The sequence below is a fragment of the Geopseudomonas sagittaria genome (genome assembly GCF_900115715.1).
Taxonomy (GTDB): domain Bacteria; phylum Pseudomonadota; class Gammaproteobacteria; order Pseudomonadales; family Pseudomonadaceae; genus Geopseudomonas; species Geopseudomonas sagittaria.
The window spans coordinates 25,113-46,062 of record NZ_FOXM01000007.1 but is presented as its reverse complement, the minus strand read 5'-3'; the positions used below and the strand labels follow the sequence as shown (position 1 = coordinate 46,062).

Genomic DNA, 20,950 nt, shown 5'->3' with positions numbered 1-20,950 from the left:
ACGCCCCGCGACGCCAGAGGCTCCCCTCCGCATGTCCTGATCGCCTCTGCAAATCGGCCCTTCAGCCAGGCATGTCCTCCGTCTCGTCGCGGACCTCGCGGCCGTGGCGCAGGCGCAGTTCGCGCATGTCCCGGGACAGATCGTGCAGGTGCTTGTGGATGCGCAGGCCGATGTCACCCTTCTTTTCGATGGTGCGCAGCAGCGGCAGGAAGCTGCCCTGCAGCGACTGCGCCAACCCCTCGAGCAGACCCTGGATGTCCGCCTGCGGCGGCGCCGCCACGGCCACCTCGACCTGCGGGCGCTGTTCGGCCAGCGCCTGCAGGCGGGCGAGCAGCTCGGCCCAGGGAATCGGCGCGGGCGGCTGCGCCAGGCTCGCGCCGAGGCCCTGCACGCCGTCGGCCAGGTCGCGCAGCTGGGCCACCACGCGCACGCCGACGTCGGCCTCGCCGCCGCCCATGGCCTTGGCGCGGCGGAAGTCGGCGCGGATCTGCCCCCAGCGCGCCGCCTGCTCGGCCGTCAGGTTGCCGCGCAGCTCGGCGAGCTTGAGCAGGTTCTCCTCGGCGCCGCTGGTGAGCAGCTGGGCCTCGCCCTGGTAGTGGTCGGCGATCAGCTGCAGCAGCTCGGTGTCGTTCATCACCGCGCTGATCTTCTCGGCCATCTTGTTCATGTTGCGGTAGCTGCCCTGCAGCCGGAACGGCGGCTCCGTGCGGTACTGGTCGGCCTGGGCGGCGCTGGCGATGTACTGCTGGTTGACCCGTAGCACCACGTCGCGCACCTGCATCAGGCGCTGCAGGGTGGCGGTGATCTCGTCCAGCTCGGCGCCGCTGTAGGCGTGCGACAGTTCGTTGGCGGAGAACTCGCGGCCCTCGGCCCTGGCCACCAGGCGATAGAGGTCGGCCATGTCGCGGGTGGCCAGCGGCGCCAGCACCGGGTTGGAGGTCAGCGCGTTCTCGATGTAGCTGAGGGCGAAGGCCTCCTGCATACCACCGAGGGTGTCGCCGAGGTTGTAGATGTCGGCGCGGTTGGCCAGCATGTCGGGAATCCTGAACACCTCGCCGGACTCGGTGTAGGGGTTGCCGGACATCACCACGCAGAACTTCTTGCCGCGCATGTCGTAGGTGCGCGTGCGGCCCTTCCACACCCCCTCGATGCGCCGGGTGCCGTCGCACAGCGAGATGAACTTCTGCAGGAACTCGGGGTGGGTGTGCTGGATGTCGTCGACGTAGAGCATCACGTTGTTGCCCATCTCCAGCGCCAGGTTGAGCTTCTCCAGCTCCTGGCGGGCGGTGGCGTCGGGCGCCTGCGCCGGGTCGAGCGAGCGCACCTCGTGGCCGAGCGCCGGGCCGTTGATCTTCATGAAGATCAGCCCTAGGCGGTGGGCGACGTACTCCATCAGGGTGGTCTTGCCGTAGCCGGGCGGCGAGATGAGCATCAGCAGGCCCATCAGGTCGCTGCGCTTGTTCTCCCCGGCGCTGCCCATCTGCTTGGCCAGGTTGTCGCCGATGAAGCCCAGGTAGACGTCGTTGATCAGCTTGTTGCGCACGAAGGAGCTGAGCGGACGGGCCTTGAACTCGGCCAGGCGCAGCGCCGTGCGCTCGCGGGCGATCACCGCCTGGCGCAGCGCCTGGTAGCGGGTGAGGCCCGGCAGGTAGTGCTCGCGGTGGGCGCGCAGGCGGGCGAACAGCTCGTCCAGCGCCAGCTCCAGGCGCTGCTCGCGGATGCGCGGGTGCTCGCCGAGCAGACCCTCCACCGTGAAGCGCAGGTCGACCTCGGTGACCCGGCGCGGCAGGTCCTCGCCGAGCAGCTCGAGCGCCGCCGCCTCGGGTGCGTAGGCGGCCAGCGCGGCGAACTCGGCCTGGCCGCACAGGCCGTGCAGCCAGTCGAGCGCCAGCGTCCACTGCGCCGCCGGACGCTCGCCCAGGCGCGCCAGCGCCTGGCGGTAGTCGTCCCACATGCGCGCCTCGACCAGCCGCGCGCGCAGGGCGTCCTGCAGTTGGCGGGCGTACTTGCTGAAGGTGAACTCGACGCGCTCGGCGGCCAGTTCCTGCACCAGGTACTCGGCGGCCTCGGCCACCACGGTCGCGTCCAGGCCCAGCGGCTGTTCGGCGAGGAAGGCCTGCATCGCGGCGGCGATCTCGCCCTGCAGGCTGCGCAGGCCGTCGTCGCGGCCGAACAGCTGGCGGATGTGCCGGCTGGTGCGCGCCCGCTCCGGCCACTGCGCCGGCTGCTCCTGGCCGCGCAGACGCTCCCAGCACAGGCAGGCGAAGGCGCGCGGCAGCGGCGCGTGGCGCAGCAGCCCGGCGCTGCCGGTCAGCGGCAGCAGGCAGGCGAGGATCGCGGCGGCGTCCTGGTCGTGGATGCCCTTCTCGTAGCCTTCCTTGTAGCGCGGCGCGGCGAACTCGCGCACCGCGCGCACCAGCGCCTCGGGCTGGGCGAGCAGCAGTTTGAGGCGATCCAGATCGAGTCCGCCCTCGCCACGCTCGGCGGCGGCCAGCACTTCGCCGGCCAGGTATTCGCCGCGGTACAGCTCGGCCGACTCCGACTCCAGGCTGGCCTGCCAGAACGCGCGCAGCCCCTCCAGCTCGGCATCGACCAGCGGCTCGATGAAGTCGGTGCCGGTCAGGTGCAGGCACAGCTGCTCGCCGCGCGGCAGCAGGGTCAGGTCCAGCTCCTGGGCGTTGACGCTGAAGCGATGGCGGCCGAGGCGGATCAGGTTGCCGCCTTCCTCGAACAGCTCGCTCTTGTCGCGCAGGGCGCGCACCGCCTGGTCGCGGGCGCCCTTGAGACGCGCCTCCAGGTCGTCGGCCTTGACGCTGTCCTTCAGCTCGCGCAGGCGCACGGCCAGGTCGCGCAGCTTGAGGATCAGCGGGTCGGCGGCGAAGAAGGCGTTGAGTTCCTCCATGCTCGCCAGGCGCGCGGTGCGCCGACTGAGGCTGTCGAGGATGCGCCGCGCCGCCTCCTGCAGGCCCTGAGCGCGGCGCTGGCGTTCGTCGAGCAGCGCCTGCTTGTGCGTCTCGAAGGTCTCCAGCAGCTCCTCGCGCTTGGCGAGGATGTCGGCGAGGAACTGCTCCTGCTCGCCGAAGCGGCTTTCCAGCTCCTCCAGCTGCAGCAGCAGGCGCGCCAGCTGCTCGTCGCAGCGCTCGGGGTCGATGGCCTGGCCAAGGGCGCTGGTGATGCCCTGGCCGAACAGCTTGAACTGGGCGCCGAACTGGGCGACCGTCTCCGCCGAGCCGAGGCCCTTGCGGCGCTGCTCGGCACGGGCGCGCGCCTGGTTGAGACGGGCGTACAGCTCGGAGATCGCCTCGACGATGCGCGTGCGCTCGGTGGCGTCGTCGATCGCCAGGCTGGCCATCAGGTTGGACAGCATGTCCAGATCAGCGGCCATCGTCTGCAGGCCGGCCAGCGGCTCGGCCAGCAGCGCCACGCTCGGCGCCTGCTGCGCCGCCGCGTCGAGCTGCGTCAGGCGCTCGACGTAGGGCTGCAGCGCCCGCTCACCGGCGAGAAAGCGCGCGGTGGCCGCGGCGACCTGCGCCTGGGCCTCGAGCAGCGCGCTCTCCATGGCGTCGATGCGCGCCACATCGATGTAGCGGTAGTCGCGGATGGTCAGCAGCAGGCCGCGCTGGGCGGTCAGCGCGTTCAGCGCCTCGACGAAGGCCGCCACCACGTCCCAGCTGTCGACGTGCAGGCCGGCGAGCAGCGCCTGCTGGCGGGTCTCGGCCTCGGCCATCGCGCGCGCCGACTGCTGGCGGATGCTCTCGACCTTCTCGAACTCGTCGAGCACCCGCTCGGCGGTGGCGGCGATCTCGCGCAGCAGCGGCGCCAGTTCGCCGACCTCGGCGGCGCCCAGCCAGTGGTGGGCGTCGAACAGCCGGCGCACGGCCTGGCATAGCTGGCTGTAGCGCTGCACCGACACCGCCTGGGCGTCGATCTCGCGGCACAGGTTGCGCAGCTCGGAAACCCCGCGCACCAGCTCGGCGTTGCCGATGCGGCCGAGGAAGCCGCTGCGCGCCGGTTGGCGGGCGGCGAACTCGACGCTGGCGAACGGCGTCTGCCAGATCTGCATCGGGTGGATGCGCGTCGGCTCCGCGCCCTCGGCGGCGAAGATCACCATGCGCCCGTCCTCCAGGCGCGCGTAGCCGTGGCCGAAGATCGGGCTGTGCAGCTGGCGCTCGATCAGGTTGTAGGTGAACAGCGCCGCACGGCCCTCCTCCGGCTGGTAGAAGATGTACAGCACGTCCTCGCCGTTGGGCGAGCGCACCGCGCGCTTGAAGCGCATGCCGGCCATCGGCTGTTCGAAGGTCCTCGACTCGCCGTTCTGCAGGTAGTAGCCGCCGGGGAAGACGATGCCGTGGTCCTCGGGCAGCTGCACGCAGGATTGACCGATGGCGTCGATGCGCTCGACCTGGCGGGTCAGGCCGTTGAACACCAGGTAGCGCCACTGCTCCTCGCGGTACGGCAGCACCTTGAGGAGGATCAGGCTGCCCAGGCGGGCGAACTCGATCTGTGCGTCGTCCAGCGACTGGGTCTGGTCGACCACCGCCTCGCGGTAGATGCCCAGGCCGTCCTCGGTGTTGTTCTCGATCTTGATGGTCAGGTCGCCGCCGATGGTCTCGACGAACACCGTATCGAGGATGTTCAGATGCGGATGGCGGCCGTTGACCACCATCTCGCGCGTGGCCTTCTGCCACTCGAAGTCGTAGGGCGCCGGCAGGGCGATGTCGCGTTCGCCGCGGTTGTCGATGTAGCGCACCTCGCCGCCGTCCACCGCGATCGACCAGCGGAACACGCGGATGTCGGTCAGCCGCTCGCCGATCTGGAAGCTGGCCAGCAGCTTGCCGTCGCGCACCACCAGCTGCAGCAGGCGGGTGTTCTTGTAGTAGGTGTACAGCTCGCGGAAGTCCTGCACGAAGCTGGCCTGGCCGAGAAAACTGCCCTCCAGCGGCAGCGGCTCGGCCTCGTAGCCCTCGGCCTCTGCCGTCAGGCGGTACAGGGAGAACACGTCCTCGATGCGGGTTTCCGGCTTGAGGCCGAGGAACACGTTGTAGCCGAACAGCAGGCAGTCGCCGACCTGGACGATATCGCGGGCGATGCAGTTGTTCTCGGTGCGGATGCGCACCCGGCCGAGCACCGCCATCTCGCTGGCGCCGAACTCGGCGAGGCGCTGGGCATTCAGCGCATCGCTGCCCTGGCGCAGGCGCTGGCCCTGCTCGGCGAGGCGCCGCTGCAGCACCTCGTAGGCGCCGCCCTGGGCGACGGCCTGATCCACCATGTCCTGTTCGCGGCTTGCGTCCTGGGCATCCGACATCGTTGTTCTTCCTGAAGGTTACGTGACGGGGCGCGGCCAAGGCCGCGCCGGATGAGGAGTTCGTGTCGCAGGAGCAGATTCATCGGCGACCTGCGCTACAGGTCGCGAATGAATTCGCTCCTACGGAGCGGCGTGCGGCCCCTGCACGGGGCGGCGGTCAGGCCGGGGTCTTGTCGACCAGCGGCTCGGCGGGTTTGGCTTCGACGGTCTTCGGCTCGACAGGCTTGGGCGCGGCGCCCTTGCCGGACATCAGCCGCGCCAGCACTTCCTGGACCACCGGGCTCTTGCCGACCACGCCCTCGATGGCCTTGCCCACCGACAGCGACTTGGCGAAGGAGTTGAAGAAGTCGCCCTCGCCGCCGACGATCTCGATCTTGGCCTTGGACAGCGCGGCGGACAGCACCTCGGCCTGCTCCTTGGCGATCTCCTGGTTGGCGGCGATGCTGGCCATCGACTCCTCGAAGTTCTTCTCCAGCTGCATGCGGAACTCCTCGTGCTGGCGGGCGCTGTCGCTGAGCTCGTCGAGGGCGCCGAACTTCTTGCCCAGGCCTTCGGCCTCGGCGCTGAAGCGCTGCAGCAGCACCTCGGCCTCGGCCAGACCAAGGTCCTTGGTGGCCTTGGCCTTGGCGCTGCCCAGCTGCTCCTCGCCGCGCGCCTGGGCGCCGAGCTTCTCCTCCAGCACCTTGGCCTCGGCCAGGCCGTCCTTCTCCTTGGCCTGCGCCTGGGCTTCGATGATGCGGGCCTCGGCCAGGCCCTTTTCCTGCGCGCCGCGCGCTTCGGCAATCAGCTGCTCGGCCTTCACGCGCGCGTCGGCCAGACCTTCCTTCTCCATGGCCGCCGCGGTCACCTCGCGCACCCGCGCATCGGCCAGCCCCGGCGCGGCGCGCTCGGCCTCGATGCCCTCGGCCAGCTTCTTCTTCGCCTCGGCCTGCTTGGCCGCCGCCTCCAGCTCGGCCTGGGCCAGGGTGTTGATTTCCACCGCCTTGTGCCGCGAGCGGGTCTCGTCGGCCTCGGCCTGCTTGACCTGGCGCACCAGCTCCTGCTCGGCCTCGGCCTGGGCGTTGAGCACGGTGACCTGCTTGAGGCGCTCGGCCTCGGAGACTTCGCGCACCTCCTTGATGCGTTCCTCCTCCTGGGCCACGGTCTTCTCCACCGCCACCCGCTCGCGGACCACGCTGGCGATGTTCTTGCGCTGTTCCTCCAGCGCCTTTTCCTTCTCGATGCGCTGCAGCTCCACCTCGCGCTCGCGGGCGACGATTTCCAGATCCTTGGCGCGGGTGACCTTTTCCACCTCGATCACCACCGCGCGCTGGCGGTTCTGCTGCGCCACTTCCACCTCGCGCTGATGGTTCTCGGCACGAATGTCCAGCTCCTGCTGGGTCTGGATGCGCGCCTGCTCAGCCTTGAGGCGCTCCTCCTCCTGCACCTTGAGGGTCTCGGCCTGCTCGCGGGCGCGCAGAGTGGCGATCTCGCGCTGCTGGCGCGCCTCGGCGTCGGCCTGCTGGCGTTCCAGGGCCAGGGTCGCCTCGCGGGTCTCGACGTTCTTCTTCTTGATCGCCAGCTCCTCGTTGCGCTCCAGGTCGTTGGTGATGACGTTCTGCGCCGCGGTCAGCTCGGTGATCTTGCGGATACCCTGGGCGTCGAGGATGTTGGTCGGGTCCAGCGAGCTCTTCGGCGTCTGCTCTAGGTAGTCGATGGCCACGTCCTCCAGGACGTAGCCGTTGAGGTCGTTGCCGATCAACTCGACGATGCGGTCGCGGAAGCTCTGCCGCTCCTCGAACAGCTGGACGAAGTCGAAGCGCTTGCCGACGGTCTTCAGCGCCTCGGAGAACTTGGCGTTGAACAGGTCGTTGACCGCGCCGCGGTCGGAGGCGCGCTCGGCGCAGATGGCCTTGGCCACCTTGAGTACGTCCTGCTGGGTCTCGTTGACCCGCAGGTAGAAGGCCACGGTGATGTCGGCGCGCAGGTTGTCCTGGCAGATCAGGCCGTCCTTGCCGCGGCGGTCGATCTCCAGGGTGATCAGGGAGATCTGCATGAACTCCTTCTTGTAGATCACCGGGTAGACCAGCGCGCCGGTGAAGTGCACCTTGGGCTGCGCCGACATGTCGTTGACGATCAGCGCGGTGCCCTGCGGCACCTTGATGTAGAAGGCCTTGAACAGCACGAAGAAGCCGAGGATCAGCAGGAAGACCATGCCAACCCCGATCGCGAAGGGCATCAGAATCTCGAACATTTTTTCATCATCTCCTTATGGATGTACGGCTCACAGGCCCTTGAATTCGTCTTCGCTGACCACCCGGTAGGCGTGCTCGCCCTCCAGGTACTGCAGCAACACCACGCGGTCGCCACGCTTGAAGCCCTGCACCGCGTCGGCGCGGACGCGCAGGATCAGTCCGGCACCCAGGTCGTCGAGGTCCGCCTCGCCGAACTGCGCGGTGACCGTGCCGCTGCGCACCCGCGCCACCTGGCCGAGCAGCGAGCGGGCGGTAGGCGCCTCGACCTTGCGGAACAACCGGCGCAGCGGCCGGCACAGCACGGCGGTCAGCGGTACCGCCGGCAACAGGGCCCCCGCCGCCACCGCCAGGCCCAGCGGATAGCGCAGCCAGCCCAGCGGCAGGTGGCGCAGCAGTAGCAGTTCGATGAAGTAGCTGGCGAACCAGGCGAAGAACACCAGCAGGGTCAGCACCAAGGTCACCGGCACGCCGCCGAGACCGAGCTTGAGCAGCAGGCCGGCGAGCCCCTCCAGTTCGAGGCCTTCGCCATCGGGGCCGAAGTCGCCGTCGAGTACGTCCACGTCGAGGATGCCGAGGGCAGCGACCAGCCAGTAGAGGATCGCCACGCTCAGCAGGAAGCTGAACAGCGCGGTGGGAAACGCCAGGGCGCTTTGCAAGAAGATTTCCATCGTGTTCCTGTCCCTGAAACAAGGGGCGGAGCCGGACGGCTCCGCCGTATCCAGTCAGCCGCTCAGGACTGCTGATTGGCTGCCTTGCCCTTCAGCCGCGCCAGCACGCTGGCGGCACTGGCGTTGTCCGGCACGATGCCGGCGGCGCGCAGCTTGCCTTCCAGGCTGTCCTGCGGCTGCTCGGCGGCCAGCTCGGCCTCGGCCTCCAGGCGCGCCGCACGCTCGGCCTGGCGCTGCTTGATGCGTTCCAGCGACTCCACCGCGGTGTGCAGTTTCGCCTGCGAGCCGCCGTGGCGCTGGGCCACGGCCAGCTGGGCGCGCTGCACGCTCTCGGTGGCCTTGACGGTGTCGACCTGCTGCTTGAGGCGGCGGATGTGTCCCTCGGCCTGGCCCACCGCCTGGCGCAGGCGTGCCACGCTGGCGGCGAAACCTGCGGCCTGCTCGCGATCGCTGGCCAGCTCGGCTTCTAGAGTGGCGATCTTCTCCGCCACCTCGGTGGCCAGCGCCTCGTTGTCGGCGGCCAGCGCCTTGAGCGCGTACTGCTCGTACTCGGCGACCTGGGCCTCGCTGCGGCTGACCCGCTCGCTGGCCAGCTTCTGCCGGGCCATGATCTCCGCCAGCGCCTCGCGCGACTGGCGCAGCTCGAGGTCGGCGTCGCGAATTTCCTGGTCGAGGATGCGCAGCGCCTGGCTGTCCACCAGAGCCTCGCCCGCTTCGTTGGCGCCGCCGCGCAGGGCGGTCAGCAACTTGATCCAGACGTTCATGCGCGGCTCTCCTCGGCGCTGGGTATCAGGAAACCTTCGTAGGCTTCGGTGGCCTTGATCACGTTGTCGGCGAGCATCTCGATCTCGCACACCACGCTGGCCAGCTCCGAGGCAGCGCTCAGGGCTCCGAACATCTGGTAGCAGCTGCGGCCGTCGGGCAGGGTTTCCAGACCGATGCTGGAAAGCGGGAACAGCTTGTGGGTGCGCAGCACTTCCTCGTTGAAGGCGGCCGCATCGCGCACGTCCGCCTGCGGCCAGAGCAGGGCCTCGACCACGATCTGCTCGCCGAACACGGCGAGGAACAGTGGCAGATCGCCGTACTCGTGCAGGGTCACATGCAGGCTGGGCTCGGCGCCCTGCAGCAGTTCCATGCTCGCTCGTCCGTCCCTGAACAGATCGACCTGCGCCAGCGCAGCGTGCAGCTCGCCGGTGGTCCACAACCTGGGCATGCTCATACCTCCCTCCTCCCTTGAGGCCAGACCCTCGCCGGGCTGGCGCAGTTTCCGTTCCATGGCCGCGAGCACTGGAGCATGCTCGGGCCGTATCCATACTTCCTTCTTCAGCAGGCCCTGCTCGCGCAGGCGCTGGCGGTATAGGCGTTGGTAGTAGGCCGACGATTTGCTGTCCATGCCTTGAGGCTAGAACATCACATGTGTGAAAACCATGTCTTACATGTGGGATTTTTGCCAAGCCTTGCACAGAACCGACATGCCACTCCGCCACGCTCGCCGCGCCGCGCGCAATCGCCTAGGCTTGGCCATCCCCACTGCCACGGAGCCGCCATGTCCCTGCCCAGCAAACCCCTCGCCGGCCTCAAGGTCATCGAACTCGGCACCCTGATCGCCGGGCCTTTCGCCTCGCGCATCTGCGCGGAGTTCGGCGCCGAGGTAATCAAGGTCGAGTCGCCCGACGGCGGCGATCCGCTGCGCAAGTGGCGCAAGCTGTACGAGGGCACCTCGCTGTGGTGGTTCGTGCAGGCACGCAACAAGCAGTCGCTGACCCTCAACCTCAAGCACCCCGAGGCGCAGGCCATCCTCAAGCGACTGGTGCAGGAGGCCGACATCCTGATCGAGAACTTCCGCCCCGGCGTGCTGGAGAAGCTCGGCCTCGGCTGGGAGGTGCTGCACGCGCTCAACCCCAAGCTGGTGATGGTGCGCCTGTCCGGCTTCGGCCAGACAGGGCCGATGAAGGACCAGCCGGGCTTCGGCGCGGTGGGCGAGTCGATGGGCGGGCTGCGCTATATCACCGGCTTCGAGGACCGTCCGCCGGTGCGCACCGGCATCTCCATCGGCGACTCGATCGCCGCGCTGTGGGGGGTGATAGGCGCGCTGATGGCGCTGCGCCACCGCGAGGTCAACGGCGGCCAGGGCCAGGTGGTCGACGTGGCGCTGTACGAGGCGGTGTTCGCCATGATGGAGAGCCTGGTGCCGGAGTTCGATGTCTACGGCTTCATCCGCGAGCGCACCGGCAACATCATGCCCGGCATCACCCCCTCCTCGATCCACACCACGGCCGACGGCAAGCACGTGCAGGTCGGCGCCAACGGCGATGCCATCTTCAAGCGTTTCATGCTGGCCATCGGCCGCGACGATCTGGCCGAGGACCCGAGCCTGGCCGACAACGCCGGGCGCGATGCGCGGCGCGACGAGCTGTACGGGGTGATCGACCGCTGGGTGCAGTCGCTGCCGCTGGGCGAGGTGCTGGCGGTGCTCAAGCAGGCCGAAGTCCCCGCCAGCCGCATCTACAGCGCCGAGGACATGTTCAGCGACCCACAGTTCCTCGCCCGTGACATGCTGCAGAGCGCGCGCCTGCCCGATGGCAAGGAGTTCAGGATGCCCGGCATCGTGCCCAAGCTCTCCGAGACGCCCGGCAGCACCGAGTGGATCGGCCCGCAGCTGGGCGAGCATACCGCAGCCATCCTGCAGCAGCTGGGCTACGACGCCGCGCGCATCGCCGCCCTGAAGGCGCAAGGCGCCATCTAGCCGTCCATCCCGGTCGGTTCCGCAGACTGGTATTACCAGTTCCGGGGGCGGTATCGTGGTGACGCCCCACGGCATGAGGACCACGGCCATGCACTCCACCAGCTCCGACGAACTGGGCCAGCGCTGCCTGCAGGCGTTCACCCAACTGGTCCCCGCCGCCGTGGGCGCCTTCTACCGCATCGACGAACAACTGGAAGCCTGCGACTTCCAGCTGCACCGCATGCGCGCGGACATGCACGACAGCTACCTCGCCCACTATCGCCATCTCGATCCGCTACAACCGCGCCGCTGCGTGGCCACCGGATTGCCGGTGGTGCCCCTGCAACTGGGCATGGCTCGCCAGGATCGGCGGGAGAACCGGCAGTACCAGGGCTTCCTGCAGCAGCACGGGATGATCGACGTGGTGGAAATCATCGCCAGCGCCAACGGGCGCCCGCTGGCCGGGCTGTCGCTGCTGCGCGACGCCGAACAGGGTCGCTTCGCTGCGCGCGAGCTCGTCGATCTGCAGGCCCTGCAGGGGTTGCTGGAAATAGCCGCGCGCGCCCTCCCGCAGCCCGCCGCCAACCCGGCACTGGCGCTGCTGACGCCGCGGGAAAGGGAGATCGCCCTGCTACTGCGCGAGGGCATCAGCAACAAGCTGCTGGCCCGCGAGCTCGGCGTCGGCCTGCCGACGGTGAAGACCCACCTGATCAACCTGTTCCGCAAGCTCGGGGTGAGCAGCCGCACCGAGCTGGTCAGCACGCTGTTTCTCTGAACCCCTTGGGCGCTCTGCAGCGCACCCTCGATTGCACTCAACCTTCCGGTTGATAGGCGCGCCGCGCCCTGCCCGCCACCATTACTCGGCCACTCATCAACAGCCTAGGATTCCCCCATGAGCACATCGTCCGACTGGATCACCGTTGGCGCCCTCGCCGAAGGCTTCGCCCCCGAGGCCTTCATCCTGCCGCAACTGGCCGAGCTCGCCGGCCAGCGCTTCACCCTGCATTTCGCCAACGGCTGGGTGATCGACCACCGCTTCGAGACCGAGCGCCTGAGCTGGGCCGCCCGCGACGGCCAGTCCAGCGGCAGCGCCGCCTACCGCGCCACCTCGGTGCGCCCGGGCATCTACCTGGTCGACTTCCTCAAGCACGAACGCGACCAGGCTTGGTCGATCAGCCTGGTGCTGGACACCCTGAGCCAGTCGTTCACCGCGGTGATCGGCCGTCTGCCCGACGAAGCCGAGTCCCGCGAAGGCCTCTACGGCCGCGCCCTGACCGGCAGGGAGCTGACCGGCGTGCAGGTAGAGTTCCTCCACGGCCGCCTCGACCAGCCCTGGCAGGACGGCGCCTGCCCGCACGCGCCCACCCGCGAGCTGGTCGGCCTGCGCAACCTGTATCGCTACAGCCCCACCGAGGTCTACGAGCACATCTACCTCAACGACAACTTCTACACCTGGCAGTGCCTCAAGGGCGTCGAGCAAGGACTGTGCGACACCGATCGCTGTCACTACTACAAGATCGCCGACGAGCTGTACCTGTTCGTCTGGCGCGAGAAGATCGTGCCCACCCTCGGCCTGGTGATGATCGACCTCAAGGCCCACCGTAGCGACGGCAAGATCTTCGGCTACGCCGGCGGCAGCTTCGACGAACTGGCCAACTTCCCGGTGGCCTCCCACTGCAGCATCCTCAACCTCACCGAGATCCCCGCATGACTGGGCGCTAGACCATCGTCATCACCGGCGCCGTGAGCCGCTGGAGCGGGTTGCCGCCGAGGTGCCGCTGCGCCGTCCGGCCACGGCGGAGGAGATCGCCAGCGTGTGCCGTTTTCTGATCAGCGCGGAGGCGTCGATCATCACCGGCGCGAGCACGTCGCCGACGGCGGTTCGAGCATCGTCGACGTGCCGACGCTGCCTATGCCCGCATGGGGTGGCCTTATCTCGGTACAGTTCGATTTCAGCGGACAGACCGTGCTGGTCACCGACGTCGCCCGCATCACCCCGGCGATCCTCGAGCGCACTCTGGCGGCCAACCTCAGCGCCCTGTTCTGGCTGACCCAGGCCGCCCTGCCGCTGTTCGAGCGGCAGGAGCAGGGCTGCGTACTGGTCACTTCGTCGGTCATCGGCCAGCGCGTGGCCTACCCGGGCCTGAGCCACTACGCGGCCTCCAAGGCCGGGGTCAACGGCTTCATCCGCAATGCCGCCCTGGAACTGGCGCCCAAGGGCATCCGGGTGAACGGCGTGGAGCCGGGGGTGATCCGCACCCCCGCCATGGCCAACCTCGGCGATGCCGAGCTCAGTAGCCGGATCGCCGGCCGCGGGGCACTGGGGCAGCAGGGCGAACCCGCCGATATCGCCGGGGCCATGCTGTTCCTGGCCTCGGACGCGGCCAGCTACATCACCGGCCAGGCGATCGTCGTGGATGGCGGAGTGACCTTGCGCGATACCACGGTTTCACAACACGGGGCAGCCTGAAAACCAGCCGTGGGAGAGGCGAAAAAAGGACAGGGGACCAGTTGCGGGACCAGCCACGTCAGCGGTCCGCTGCGCGCGGGCTGATAACCCTTGGCCAGGCTACTGGCTCTTGGCGGAAAGCTGCTCGCGCAGGCGGTCGAGTTCCTTGCGGCAACGGCCGAGTTCGCTGCGGTTGCGCGCCAGGGCGAACTTGAGCCGGGCGCGCAGGTAGAGGCTGAGCAGCACGCCAGCCAGTCCGCCGGCGATGAAGCCCATGGCCACGAAGAAGGCCACCGGCAGTTCCGGGCTCTGCAGGGTCATGAACTGCAATCGCGCCTGGCTCTGGTTCTCGAGGATGAATACCAGGGTAACCGCCGCTACCAGCAGAGCGGCGGCTACAACCAGGATACGTTTGATCCAGAGCATGTCGATTCCTCAAGCAGGGATAGCCGACGCTAGCGGAGCCCGGGTCACTGCAGCTCGTTGACGCGGTCGCGCAGTTCCTTGCCAGGCTTGAAGTGGGGGACGAATTTGCCATCCAGGCGTACCGACTCACCGGTTTTCGGGTTGCGCCCGACACGCGGTGCGCGGTAGTGCAGCGAGAAGCTGCCGAAACCGCGAATCTCGATGCGGTCGCCCGCGGCGAGGGCATGCGCCATCTGTTCGAGCATGGTCTTGATGGCCTGCTCGACATCGCGCGACGACAGTTGCCCCTGATGGGTAACGATGCGTTCGATCAACTCCGACTTGGTCATGGTTTTCCCTTGTGTTTCAAGCGGCTAGATCATTTCTTAAATGGTTTTAGCATGCTCCGCAGGGTTTGGCCAGCCCATTACCCTTGACAGCGCAAGACTGATGTGAAGATGCGTGATTCACGCCCGCAGCCGCTTGTGGCCGGGGATGCCGACGATTACCGTGACACCCATTCTGCCAAGGAGAGTTGTCATGCGTATTGCACCCGTGCTGGCCCTCGGCCTGCTCCCCCTGCTCGGCGGCTGCCAGTGGCTGCCGTGGAATGAGGAACCACGGTCGCCTGCCCCGGTACGCCTGCAAGGCGAGCTAAGTCGCGCTGGAGAGATGCTGATGCTACTCACGTGTGGCCAGCAGCATCGCCTGCTGCTGCTCGACGCCGGCCAGCTGGGGTTGGAGGAGGCCGCGGCGCAGCTGCAGGCCGGCACGACGCCGCTGTTCGCCGACCTCGGCGGCCAGCTCGACGCCGCGCCGCAGAGTGGCGACGGCCTGTATGCCGTCGAGCGGCTGTATCGTCTGCAGGCCGAGGGGCCTGGCTGCGACGACGCCAACTTCAAGCGCTTGATCGTGCACGCCAGCGGCAACGAACCGGGCTGGTCGGTGCGGGTGAGTGGCGGCGGCATGGTGCTCGAGCGGCCGAACACTGCACCGCTCGCCCTGCCCTACCTCGAGGAAAGCCTGCCGGACGGCAGGCTGAGCTTTTCCAGCGAGGCCGACGGCCAGCGCATCGAGCTGTGGCTGACGCCGGAGCGCTGCGAGGACAGCATGAGCGGCACCGTCAGCCATCTGCAGGCCCGCCTGCGCGTCAACCGCGAAGCACCGCTGAGCGGTTGCGCGGCACTGGGCGGGGCGCGCAACTGATCCCACATCGAGACGCCTGACACGGGCATCGCTGGCCGCTGGCGCGACTCAGCGGTGAAGCGCGCCGCCTACTGCTGCCAAGGCTTGCCGCGAGTGCTGTCGTGCAGGCGCAGCTTCTGCTGCATCGCCGCCTTGGCCAGCACATGGGCACTGACCGGGGCGGTGATGAACAGGAACAGGGTGATCAGCAGCTCGTGCAGGCTCAGACTGCCATTGCGCGCGCTGAAGTAGATCATCGAGGCGATCACCATGCCGCCGACGCCGAGGGTGGTCGCCTTGGTCGGTGCGTGCAGGCGGGTGAAGAAGTCCGGCAGGCGGTACAGACCGATGGCGCCGATCAGGGCGAACAGGCTGCCGGCGACAAGGAACAGCGCCACCAGTGCCTCGATCCAGGGATTGAGCGGCATGGTCTACCTCACTCGATGATGTCGCCGCGCAGCAGGTACTTGGCCACCGCGACGGTACTGACGAAACCCATGACCGCGATCAGCAGCGCGGCCTCGAAGAACAACCCGGAGCCGAGCCAGATGCCGAACAGAACGATCAGCGCCAAGGCGTTGATGTACAGGGTATCCAGCGCCAGCACCCGGTCCGGCAGGTCCGGCCCCTTGATCAGCCGTATCACGGTCAGCAGCACGGACAGGCTCATGAGCGCGAGGCACAGCGGTATCACGTAGTCGAGCATGCGAAGATCTCCTTCAGCGGCGCTTCGTAGCGGCTCTTGATCGACGCGACCAGTTCGGCCTCGTCGCCGACGTCGAGACTATGCACCAGCAGGGTGCTGCGGTCGTCGGAAAGGTCGGCCGACACCGTGCCGGGCGTCAGGGTAACCACGCTGGCGAGAATGGTCAGGGCCAGCTCGTCGTCCAGCTCCATCGGCACCTCGACGAAGGCCGGGTGCAGCCGACGGGTCGGGCTGAGGATCAGCCGCGCCACCTCCAGGTTGGCGACGACGATGTCGCCCACCACCCGCAGCACAAACCCGGCCAGCTTCAGCGGCCGGCGAACCCGTGGCGCACGCACCCAGAACGCCTGGGTCAGTTGCGGAATGCCCCAGCCAAGAAAGCCGCCGAGCAGCCAGTGGCCGAAGCTGAAGTCGTTGACCAGCAGCAGCCAGCCCGCCAGCAGGCACAGGCTGAGCAGTGGATGGGGCCAGCAACGTGACATCATTGGCCACCTCCATGCAGGATCAGTGTCTGGTAGACCTCGACGCCCTTGAGCTGGATCACTGTGGCCTCCAGATAACCGGTCACCGGCGCGGCGAACAGCACCAGCAGTGGACTCAGCGCCAGCAGGCCGAGCGTGGCGAACAGGCGGCCGCCGTCACGCTCGGCACTGCCCAGAGTGATCCGTCCGGCGCGCCAGAACAGCACGCTGCCGGCCCGACTCAGCGCCACCAGGCTGCCCAGGCTGCCCAGCAGCACCAGCGACCATAGCCAGGCGCCGTCCACCCCCGGCGGTACCGCGCGCAGCAGCATGAGCTTGCCGAGGAAACCGGAGAACGGTGGCAGACCGACGATGCCGATGGCGCCAAGGAAGAACAACCCACCCAGCAGCTGCGGCTGCAGCAGGGCCGGCCCCGCCTCCAGACGCCCACCCTTGCCGCCGCGCTGGCGGGCGATCAGATCGCTGAGCAGGAACATGCCGCCGGCGATCCAGGTACTGTGCAGCAGGTAGTACAGGGTGGCGCTGAGCGCCTGCGGCGTATCCAGCGCCACGCCGGCCAGCAGGGTGCCGACCGACACCACCACCAGGTAGGCAAGCAGGCGCGACAGGCTGCAGGCAGCCAGCGCCCCCAGCACGCCGAGGGCCAGGGTCAGCAGGGCCAGCGGCCACAGCCATTCCTGGGCCAGCTGGGTGAGCAAACCGGCGCGCTCGCCGTAAATCAGGATGAACACCCGCAGGATGGCGTAGACGCCCACCTTGGTCATGATGGCAAACAGCGCGGCCACCGGCGCGCAGGCGCTGGCATAGGCGCGCGGCAACCAGAAGTACAGTGGCAGCATCGCCGCCTTGAGGCCGAAGACCACCAGCAGCAGCAGACCGGCGGCACCGAGCAGGGAAGCCTGTTCCGGACCGGCCTCGGCCACGCGACGCGCCAGATCGGCCATGTTCAGCGTGCCGGCGATGCCATACAGCAGGCCGAGGGCGATCAGGAACAGCGAGGAGCCGACCAGGTTGAGCACCACATAGTGCAGACCCGCCCTCACCCGCTCTGCCCCGCCGCCGTGTGCCAGCAGCGCGTAGGAGGCAATCAGCAGGATTTCGAAGAACACGAACAGGTTGAACAGGTCGCCGGTGAGGAAGGCGCCGTTGATGCCCATCAGCTGGAACTGGAACAGCGCGTGGAAGCTGGCGCCACGCTGGTCGTCGCCACGCACGGCATAGAGCAGCGCAAACAGCGCCAGCAGCGCAGTCACCAGCAGCAGCAACGCACTCAGGCGGTCGAGCACGAGGACGATGCCGAAGGGCGCCACCCAGTTGCCCAGGGCATAGACCTGCAGCGCTCCGGTCGCCGCCTGCGCCACCAGCACTCCGGCCAGCGGCAGCAGCGCGAGGGTGGCGAGCAGCGACAAGATCCGCTGGCCGTTGATGGCGAGCAGGCGGCCACCAAGCAGCAGCAGGCAGCCGCTGAACATCGGCAGGAGGATCGGCAGGATTAGCGCGTGATTCATGACCTGCGCTCCTGGCCATCGACGTGGTCGGTTCTGGTCTCACCGACGCTGCGCAGCGCCAGGACCACGACGAAGGCGGTCATGGCGAAACCGATGACGATGGCAGTCAGCACCAGCGCCTGCGGCAATGGATCGGTATAGCTCGCGCTCTGGCCGATGATCGCCGGAATGCCGGTACTCAGGCGGCCCATGGCCAGCAGGAACAGGTTGACCGCGTAGGAGATCAGGGTCAGGCCCATGACCACCGGAAAGGTCCGCGCACGCAACAGCAGGTACACGCCGCTGGCGGTCAGGATGCCCAGGGTGAGGGCGAACAGCGCCTCCATCAGACCACCTCCTTGCCGGGGTCAGGCTGGGCCAGCTGGCCCAGGTTGGCGAGAATCAGCAGGGTCGCGCCGACCACGGTCAGGTACACCCCCAGATCGAACAGCATCGCCGTGGCCAGCTCGAACTCGCCGACCAGCGGCAGGTGGAAATGACCGAACGAGGTGGTCAGGAACGGATAGCCGAACAACCAGCTGCCCAGCCCGGTGAGACCGGCGACGAACACGCCGAGACCGGCCAGGCGGTGGTAGTCCAGCGGCAGCCGCGACTGCGTCCAGCGCACGCCACTGGCGATGTACTGCACGATCAGCGCCACCGCGGTCACCAGGCCGGCGATGAAGCCGCCGCCCGGCAGGTTGTGACCGCGCAGGAAGATGAACACCGAAACCAGCAGGGCCAGCGGCAACAGCACCCTGGAAAGGGTGGCGAGGATCGGCTGATGCCGTTCGCGGCCCCAGTCGCGGCCCTCGGCATCGACCGCCGGCGGCGGCAGGCGCAGCCCCTGCAACAGGGCATGGATGCCGATGCCGGCGATCGCCAGGACGCTGATTTCGCCGAGGGTATCGAAGCCACGGAAGTCGACCAGGATCACGTTGACCACGTTGGCGCCACCACCGCCAGGCACGCTGTTGTCGAGGAAGAAGCCGGCGATGCTCTCGTAGGGGCGGGTCAGTACGGCGAAGGTCAGCAGACCCACCACGCCGCCGCTGGCGCCCGCGAGGATGAAGTCGCGGAAACCGCGCAGGCTGCTCGACTCGCCGGGAGTCTGTGCCGGCAGGTAGAACAGGGCCAGCATCAGCAGGATGATCGTGACCACCTCCACCGCCAGCTGGGTCAGCGCCAGATCGGGCGCAGAGAAGCGCGCGAAGGCCAGCGACACCAGCAGACCGACCACACTGAGCATCATCAGCGCGACCATGCGCCGGCGGTGGAAGATCACCGTCAGCAGCGCACTCAGGCACAGCAGGAGCAGGCCCAGGGCAGTCACCGGATCCGGCCAGGTCAACGGCAGCGGTCCGGCCAGCTCCGGCAACCCCCACAGACCGACGACCACCGCCAGCAGCGCCGCCAGCAGCATCAGCACCAGATAGCGCTGCAGCGAGCCACTCTCGAGGATGCCGGTGATGCGCTCGGCCACCGCCACCAGTTGCCGTACGCCCAGTTCGAAGATGGCCTTGGCGTCGAGATCCGGCAGCCCGGCATACCAGCGGAACAGCGGCTGACGGCTGGCGTAGACGGTGATGCCGCCGATCAGGGCGATCACGCTCATCAGCAACGGCAGGTTGAAGCCGTGCCAGATCGCCAGGCTGTAGGCCGGCAGCACCCCGCCGACAGTCGCCGAGGCCGCGGTCGCCAGCAGCGGGGCCACGGTGTAGCCCGGCAGCATGCCGACCAGCAGGCAGAGGAACACCAGCACTTCCACCGGTACCTTCATGTAGCGCGGCGGCTCGTGCGGCGGGAACTTGGGCAGGTTGATCGGCTCGCCGTTGAAGAACACGTCATGGATGAAGCGCAGCGAATAGGCGACCGAGAAGATCCCCGCCAGGGTCGCCCCAACCGGGATCACCCAGTAGAAACTGCCGAACAGGTGGTGCTCGAAGGCCAGCGTCTCGCCGAAGAACATCTCCTTGCTGAGAAAGCCGTTGAGCAGCGGCACGCCGGCCATCGCCAGCGACGCCACCATGGCCAGCGCCGCGGTGTGCGGCATGTACTTGAACATGCCGTTGATCCGCCGCATGTCGCGACTGCCGGTCTCGTGATCGATGATCCCCGCGGCCATGAACAGCGAGGCCTTGAAGGTGGCATGGTTGATGATGTGGAAGATCGCCGCCACCGCCGCCAGCGGCGTGTCGAGGCCGAACAGCAGGGTGATCAGGCCCAGGTGGCTGATGGTCGAGAACGCCAGCAGGCCCTTGAGGTCGTGCTGGAACAGCGCCATCACCGCACCGACCAGCAGGGTCGCCAGGCCGGTCAGGGTGACGATGTAGAACCACCAGTCGGAGCCCGCCAGCGCCGGGTACAGGCGTGCCAGCAGGAACACCCCGGCCTTGACCATGGTCGCCGAGTGCAGGTAGGCCGACACCGGGGTCGGTGCCGCCATGGCGTGCGGCAGCCAGAAATGGAAGGGAAACTGCGCCGACTTGGTGAACACCCCGAGCAGGATCAGACACAGCGTCAGCGGGTACAGGGCGTGGTTGCGGATGAAGTGGCCAGACGCGAGCACCTCGCTCAGCTCGAAACTGCCGACGATGTTGCCCAGCAGCAGGATACCGGCCAGCAGGGCCAGACCGCCGGCACCGGTCACCGTCAGGGCCATGCGCGCACCCCGGCGGGCGTCTGAGCGGTGCCCCCAGAAGCCGATGAGCAGGAACGACGACAGGCTGGTCATCTCCCAGAACACCATCATCAGCAGCAGATTTTCCGACAGCACCACGCCGAGCATGGAGCCCATGAACAGCAGCAGGAAGGCATAGAAACGCCCGCTGCGCTCGTTCTTGCCCAGGTAGTAGCGGGCATAGAGGATCACCAGCAGACCGATGCCGAGGATCAGCAGGGCAAACAGGAAGCTCAGGCCATCCAGGCGCAGGCTGAGGTTGAGCCCCAGATCCGGCAGCCAGGGCTGCTTCAGATAAAGTGTCTCGCCGGCGAATACCGCCGAACGTTGCCCAAGCAGCAGGACAAGACCCAGCAGCGGAGCCAGGGCTGTAGCAGCTGCACACAGCGAGCGACCGTAGCGCTCGGTCAGCAGGGGCACCACGGCGCCCAGCAGTGGCAGCGCAATCAGTAGCGCCAGCGTCATCTGTTCCTCTCTATTCCATTCCCATACCGCCAGCCTTGCCGTTGCCGCCCGGCCTGCACAGGGCTGGCGGCAACGGTCGTGCTCCACGGAAAAAGCGCGGGGTTCAGGCCAGGAGCTCCTGGATCCCAGTGCAGAAGCCACACAGCATAATGCCCAAAG

The 20,950-nt window shown here is 68.0% G+C and carries 18 protein-coding genes; 5 read left to right on the top strand and 13 right to left on the bottom strand.

What is annotated here, in order from left to right; genetic code table 11:
• Positions 1 to 61: 61 nt before the first annotated feature.
• The 5 genes from BM297_RS10370 to bacA all read right to left on the bottom strand — a co-directional run bounded on the left by BM297_RS10370 (position 62) and on the right by bacA (position 9,600).
• Complete coding sequence (locus BM297_RS10370; protein ID WP_092430983.1) at positions 62 to 5,305, bottom strand: DNA repair ATPase; 5,244 nt, start codon at positions 5,303 to 5,305, stop codon at positions 62 to 64.
• Positions 5,306 to 5,462: 157 nt separating this feature from the next.
• A complete protein-coding gene (locus BM297_RS10365) occupies positions 5,463 to 7,538 on the bottom strand; it encodes a flotillin family protein (RefSeq protein WP_092430982.1) in 2,076 nt (691 codons plus the stop codon).
• A 30-nt stretch (positions 7,539 to 7,568) separates the two neighbouring features.
• The gene (locus BM297_RS10360; protein WP_092430980.1) at positions 7,569 to 8,207 is read right to left on the bottom strand and encodes an OB-fold-containig protein; all 639 of its coding nucleotides are present in this window, start codon (positions 8,205 to 8,207) and stop codon (positions 7,569 to 7,571) included.
• Between the two features lie 62 nt (positions 8,208 to 8,269).
• Positions 8,270 to 8,971, bottom strand: a complete 702-nt coding sequence (locus BM297_RS10355) for a PspA/IM30 family protein (RefSeq protein WP_092430978.1) — start codon at positions 8,969 to 8,971, stop codon at positions 8,270 to 8,272.
• Positions 8,968 to 9,600 (bottom strand): biofilm formation regulator BacA, encoded by a 633-nt coding sequence (gene bacA, locus BM297_RS10350; RefSeq protein WP_092430974.1) that lies wholly within the window; start codon positions 9,598 to 9,600, stop codon positions 8,968 to 8,970. The genes BM297_RS10355 and bacA overlap by 4 nt, the downstream gene beginning before the upstream one ends.
• Positions 9,601 to 9,753: 153 nt before the next feature.
• Between bacA and BM297_RS10345 the strand changes: the two genes are divergently transcribed.
• The 4 genes from BM297_RS10345 (at position 9,754) to BM297_RS10325 (ending at position 13,402) form a co-directional block, all read left to right on the top strand.
• Positions 9,754 to 10,953: a CaiB/BaiF CoA transferase family protein gene (locus tag BM297_RS10345; RefSeq protein WP_092430970.1), complete on the top strand. Its 1,200-nt coding sequence runs from the start codon at positions 9,754 to 9,756 to the stop codon at positions 10,951 to 10,953.
• Between the two features lie 88 nt (positions 10,954 to 11,041).
• Positions 11,042 to 11,707, top strand: a complete 666-nt coding sequence (locus BM297_RS10340) for a helix-turn-helix transcriptional regulator (RefSeq protein WP_092430968.1) — start codon at positions 11,042 to 11,044, stop codon at positions 11,705 to 11,707.
• 117 nt (positions 11,708 to 11,824) lie between these two features.
• Complete coding sequence (locus BM297_RS10335; RefSeq protein ID WP_092430966.1) at positions 11,825 to 12,643, top strand: molybdenum cofactor biosynthesis F family protein; 819 nt, start codon at positions 11,825 to 11,827, stop codon at positions 12,641 to 12,643.
• 105 nt (positions 12,644 to 12,748) lie between these two features.
• Positions 12,749 to 13,402 (top strand): SDR family oxidoreductase, encoded by a 654-nt coding sequence (locus BM297_RS10325; protein WP_245768248.1) that lies wholly within the window; start codon positions 12,749 to 12,751, stop codon positions 13,400 to 13,402.
• 99 nt (positions 13,403 to 13,501) lie between these two features.
• On the opposite strand, the gene BM297_RS10320 is transcribed toward BM297_RS10325, so the two are convergent.
• Both BM297_RS10320 and ihfB read right to left on the bottom strand, forming a co-directional pair.
• Entirely contained in the window at positions 13,502 to 13,807 is a 306-nt protein-coding gene (locus tag BM297_RS10320; protein WP_092430963.1) for a lipopolysaccharide assembly protein LapA domain-containing protein, read from the bottom strand.
• Positions 13,808 to 13,851: 44 nt separating this feature from the next.
• Positions 13,852 to 14,136: an integration host factor subunit beta gene (gene ihfB, locus BM297_RS10315; protein WP_092430958.1), complete on the bottom strand. Its 285-nt coding sequence runs from the start codon at positions 14,134 to 14,136 to the stop codon at positions 13,852 to 13,854.
• Between the two features lie 190 nt (positions 14,137 to 14,326).
• On the opposite strand from ihfB, the gene BM297_RS10310 reads away from it, so the two are divergent.
• Positions 14,327 to 14,992: a COG3650 family protein gene (locus BM297_RS10310; RefSeq protein WP_092430953.1), complete on the top strand. Its 666-nt coding sequence runs from the start codon at positions 14,327 to 14,329 to the stop codon at positions 14,990 to 14,992.
• A gap of 68 nt (positions 14,993 to 15,060) precedes the next feature.
• On the opposite strand, the gene BM297_RS10305 is transcribed toward BM297_RS10310, so the two are convergent.
• Genes BM297_RS10305 through BM297_RS10280 form a run of 6 tightly spaced genes read right to left on the bottom strand, consistent with a single transcriptional unit; the run spans position 15,061 to position 20,791 of the window.
• Positions 15,061 to 15,399, bottom strand: a complete 339-nt coding sequence (locus BM297_RS10305) for a Na+/H+ antiporter subunit G (protein WP_090307463.1) — start codon at positions 15,397 to 15,399, stop codon at positions 15,061 to 15,063.
• 8 nt (positions 15,400 to 15,407) lie between these two features.
• On the bottom strand, positions 15,408 to 15,677 hold the full coding sequence (locus BM297_RS10300; RefSeq protein ID WP_092430949.1) for a K+/H+ antiporter subunit F: 270 nt from the start codon (positions 15,675 to 15,677) through the stop codon (positions 15,408 to 15,410).
• Positions 15,662 to 16,162: a Na+/H+ antiporter subunit E gene (locus BM297_RS10295; RefSeq protein WP_092430946.1), complete on the bottom strand. Its 501-nt coding sequence runs from the start codon at positions 16,160 to 16,162 to the stop codon at positions 15,662 to 15,664. Before BM297_RS10295 ends, BM297_RS10300 begins: the two co-directional genes overlap by 16 nt.
• Positions 16,159 to 17,667 carry a monovalent cation/H+ antiporter subunit D gene (locus BM297_RS10290; protein ID WP_092430941.1) on the bottom strand — a complete coding sequence of 503 codons (1,509 nt, stop codon included), beginning with the start codon at positions 17,665 to 17,667 and terminating at the stop codon, positions 16,159 to 16,161. Before BM297_RS10290 ends, BM297_RS10295 begins: the two co-directional genes overlap by 4 nt.
• Entirely contained in the window at positions 17,664 to 17,993 is a 330-nt protein-coding gene (locus BM297_RS10285; RefSeq protein WP_092430938.1) for a Na+/H+ antiporter subunit C, read from the bottom strand. The genes BM297_RS10290 and BM297_RS10285 overlap by 4 nt, the downstream gene beginning before the upstream one ends.
• Positions 17,993 to 20,791 carry a monovalent cation/H+ antiporter subunit A gene (locus BM297_RS10280; protein WP_092430936.1) on the bottom strand — a complete coding sequence of 933 codons (2,799 nt, stop codon included), beginning with the start codon at positions 20,789 to 20,791 and terminating at the stop codon, positions 17,993 to 17,995. Before BM297_RS10280 ends, BM297_RS10285 begins: the two co-directional genes overlap by 1 nt.
• Positions 20,792 to 20,950 lie beyond the last annotated feature (159 nt).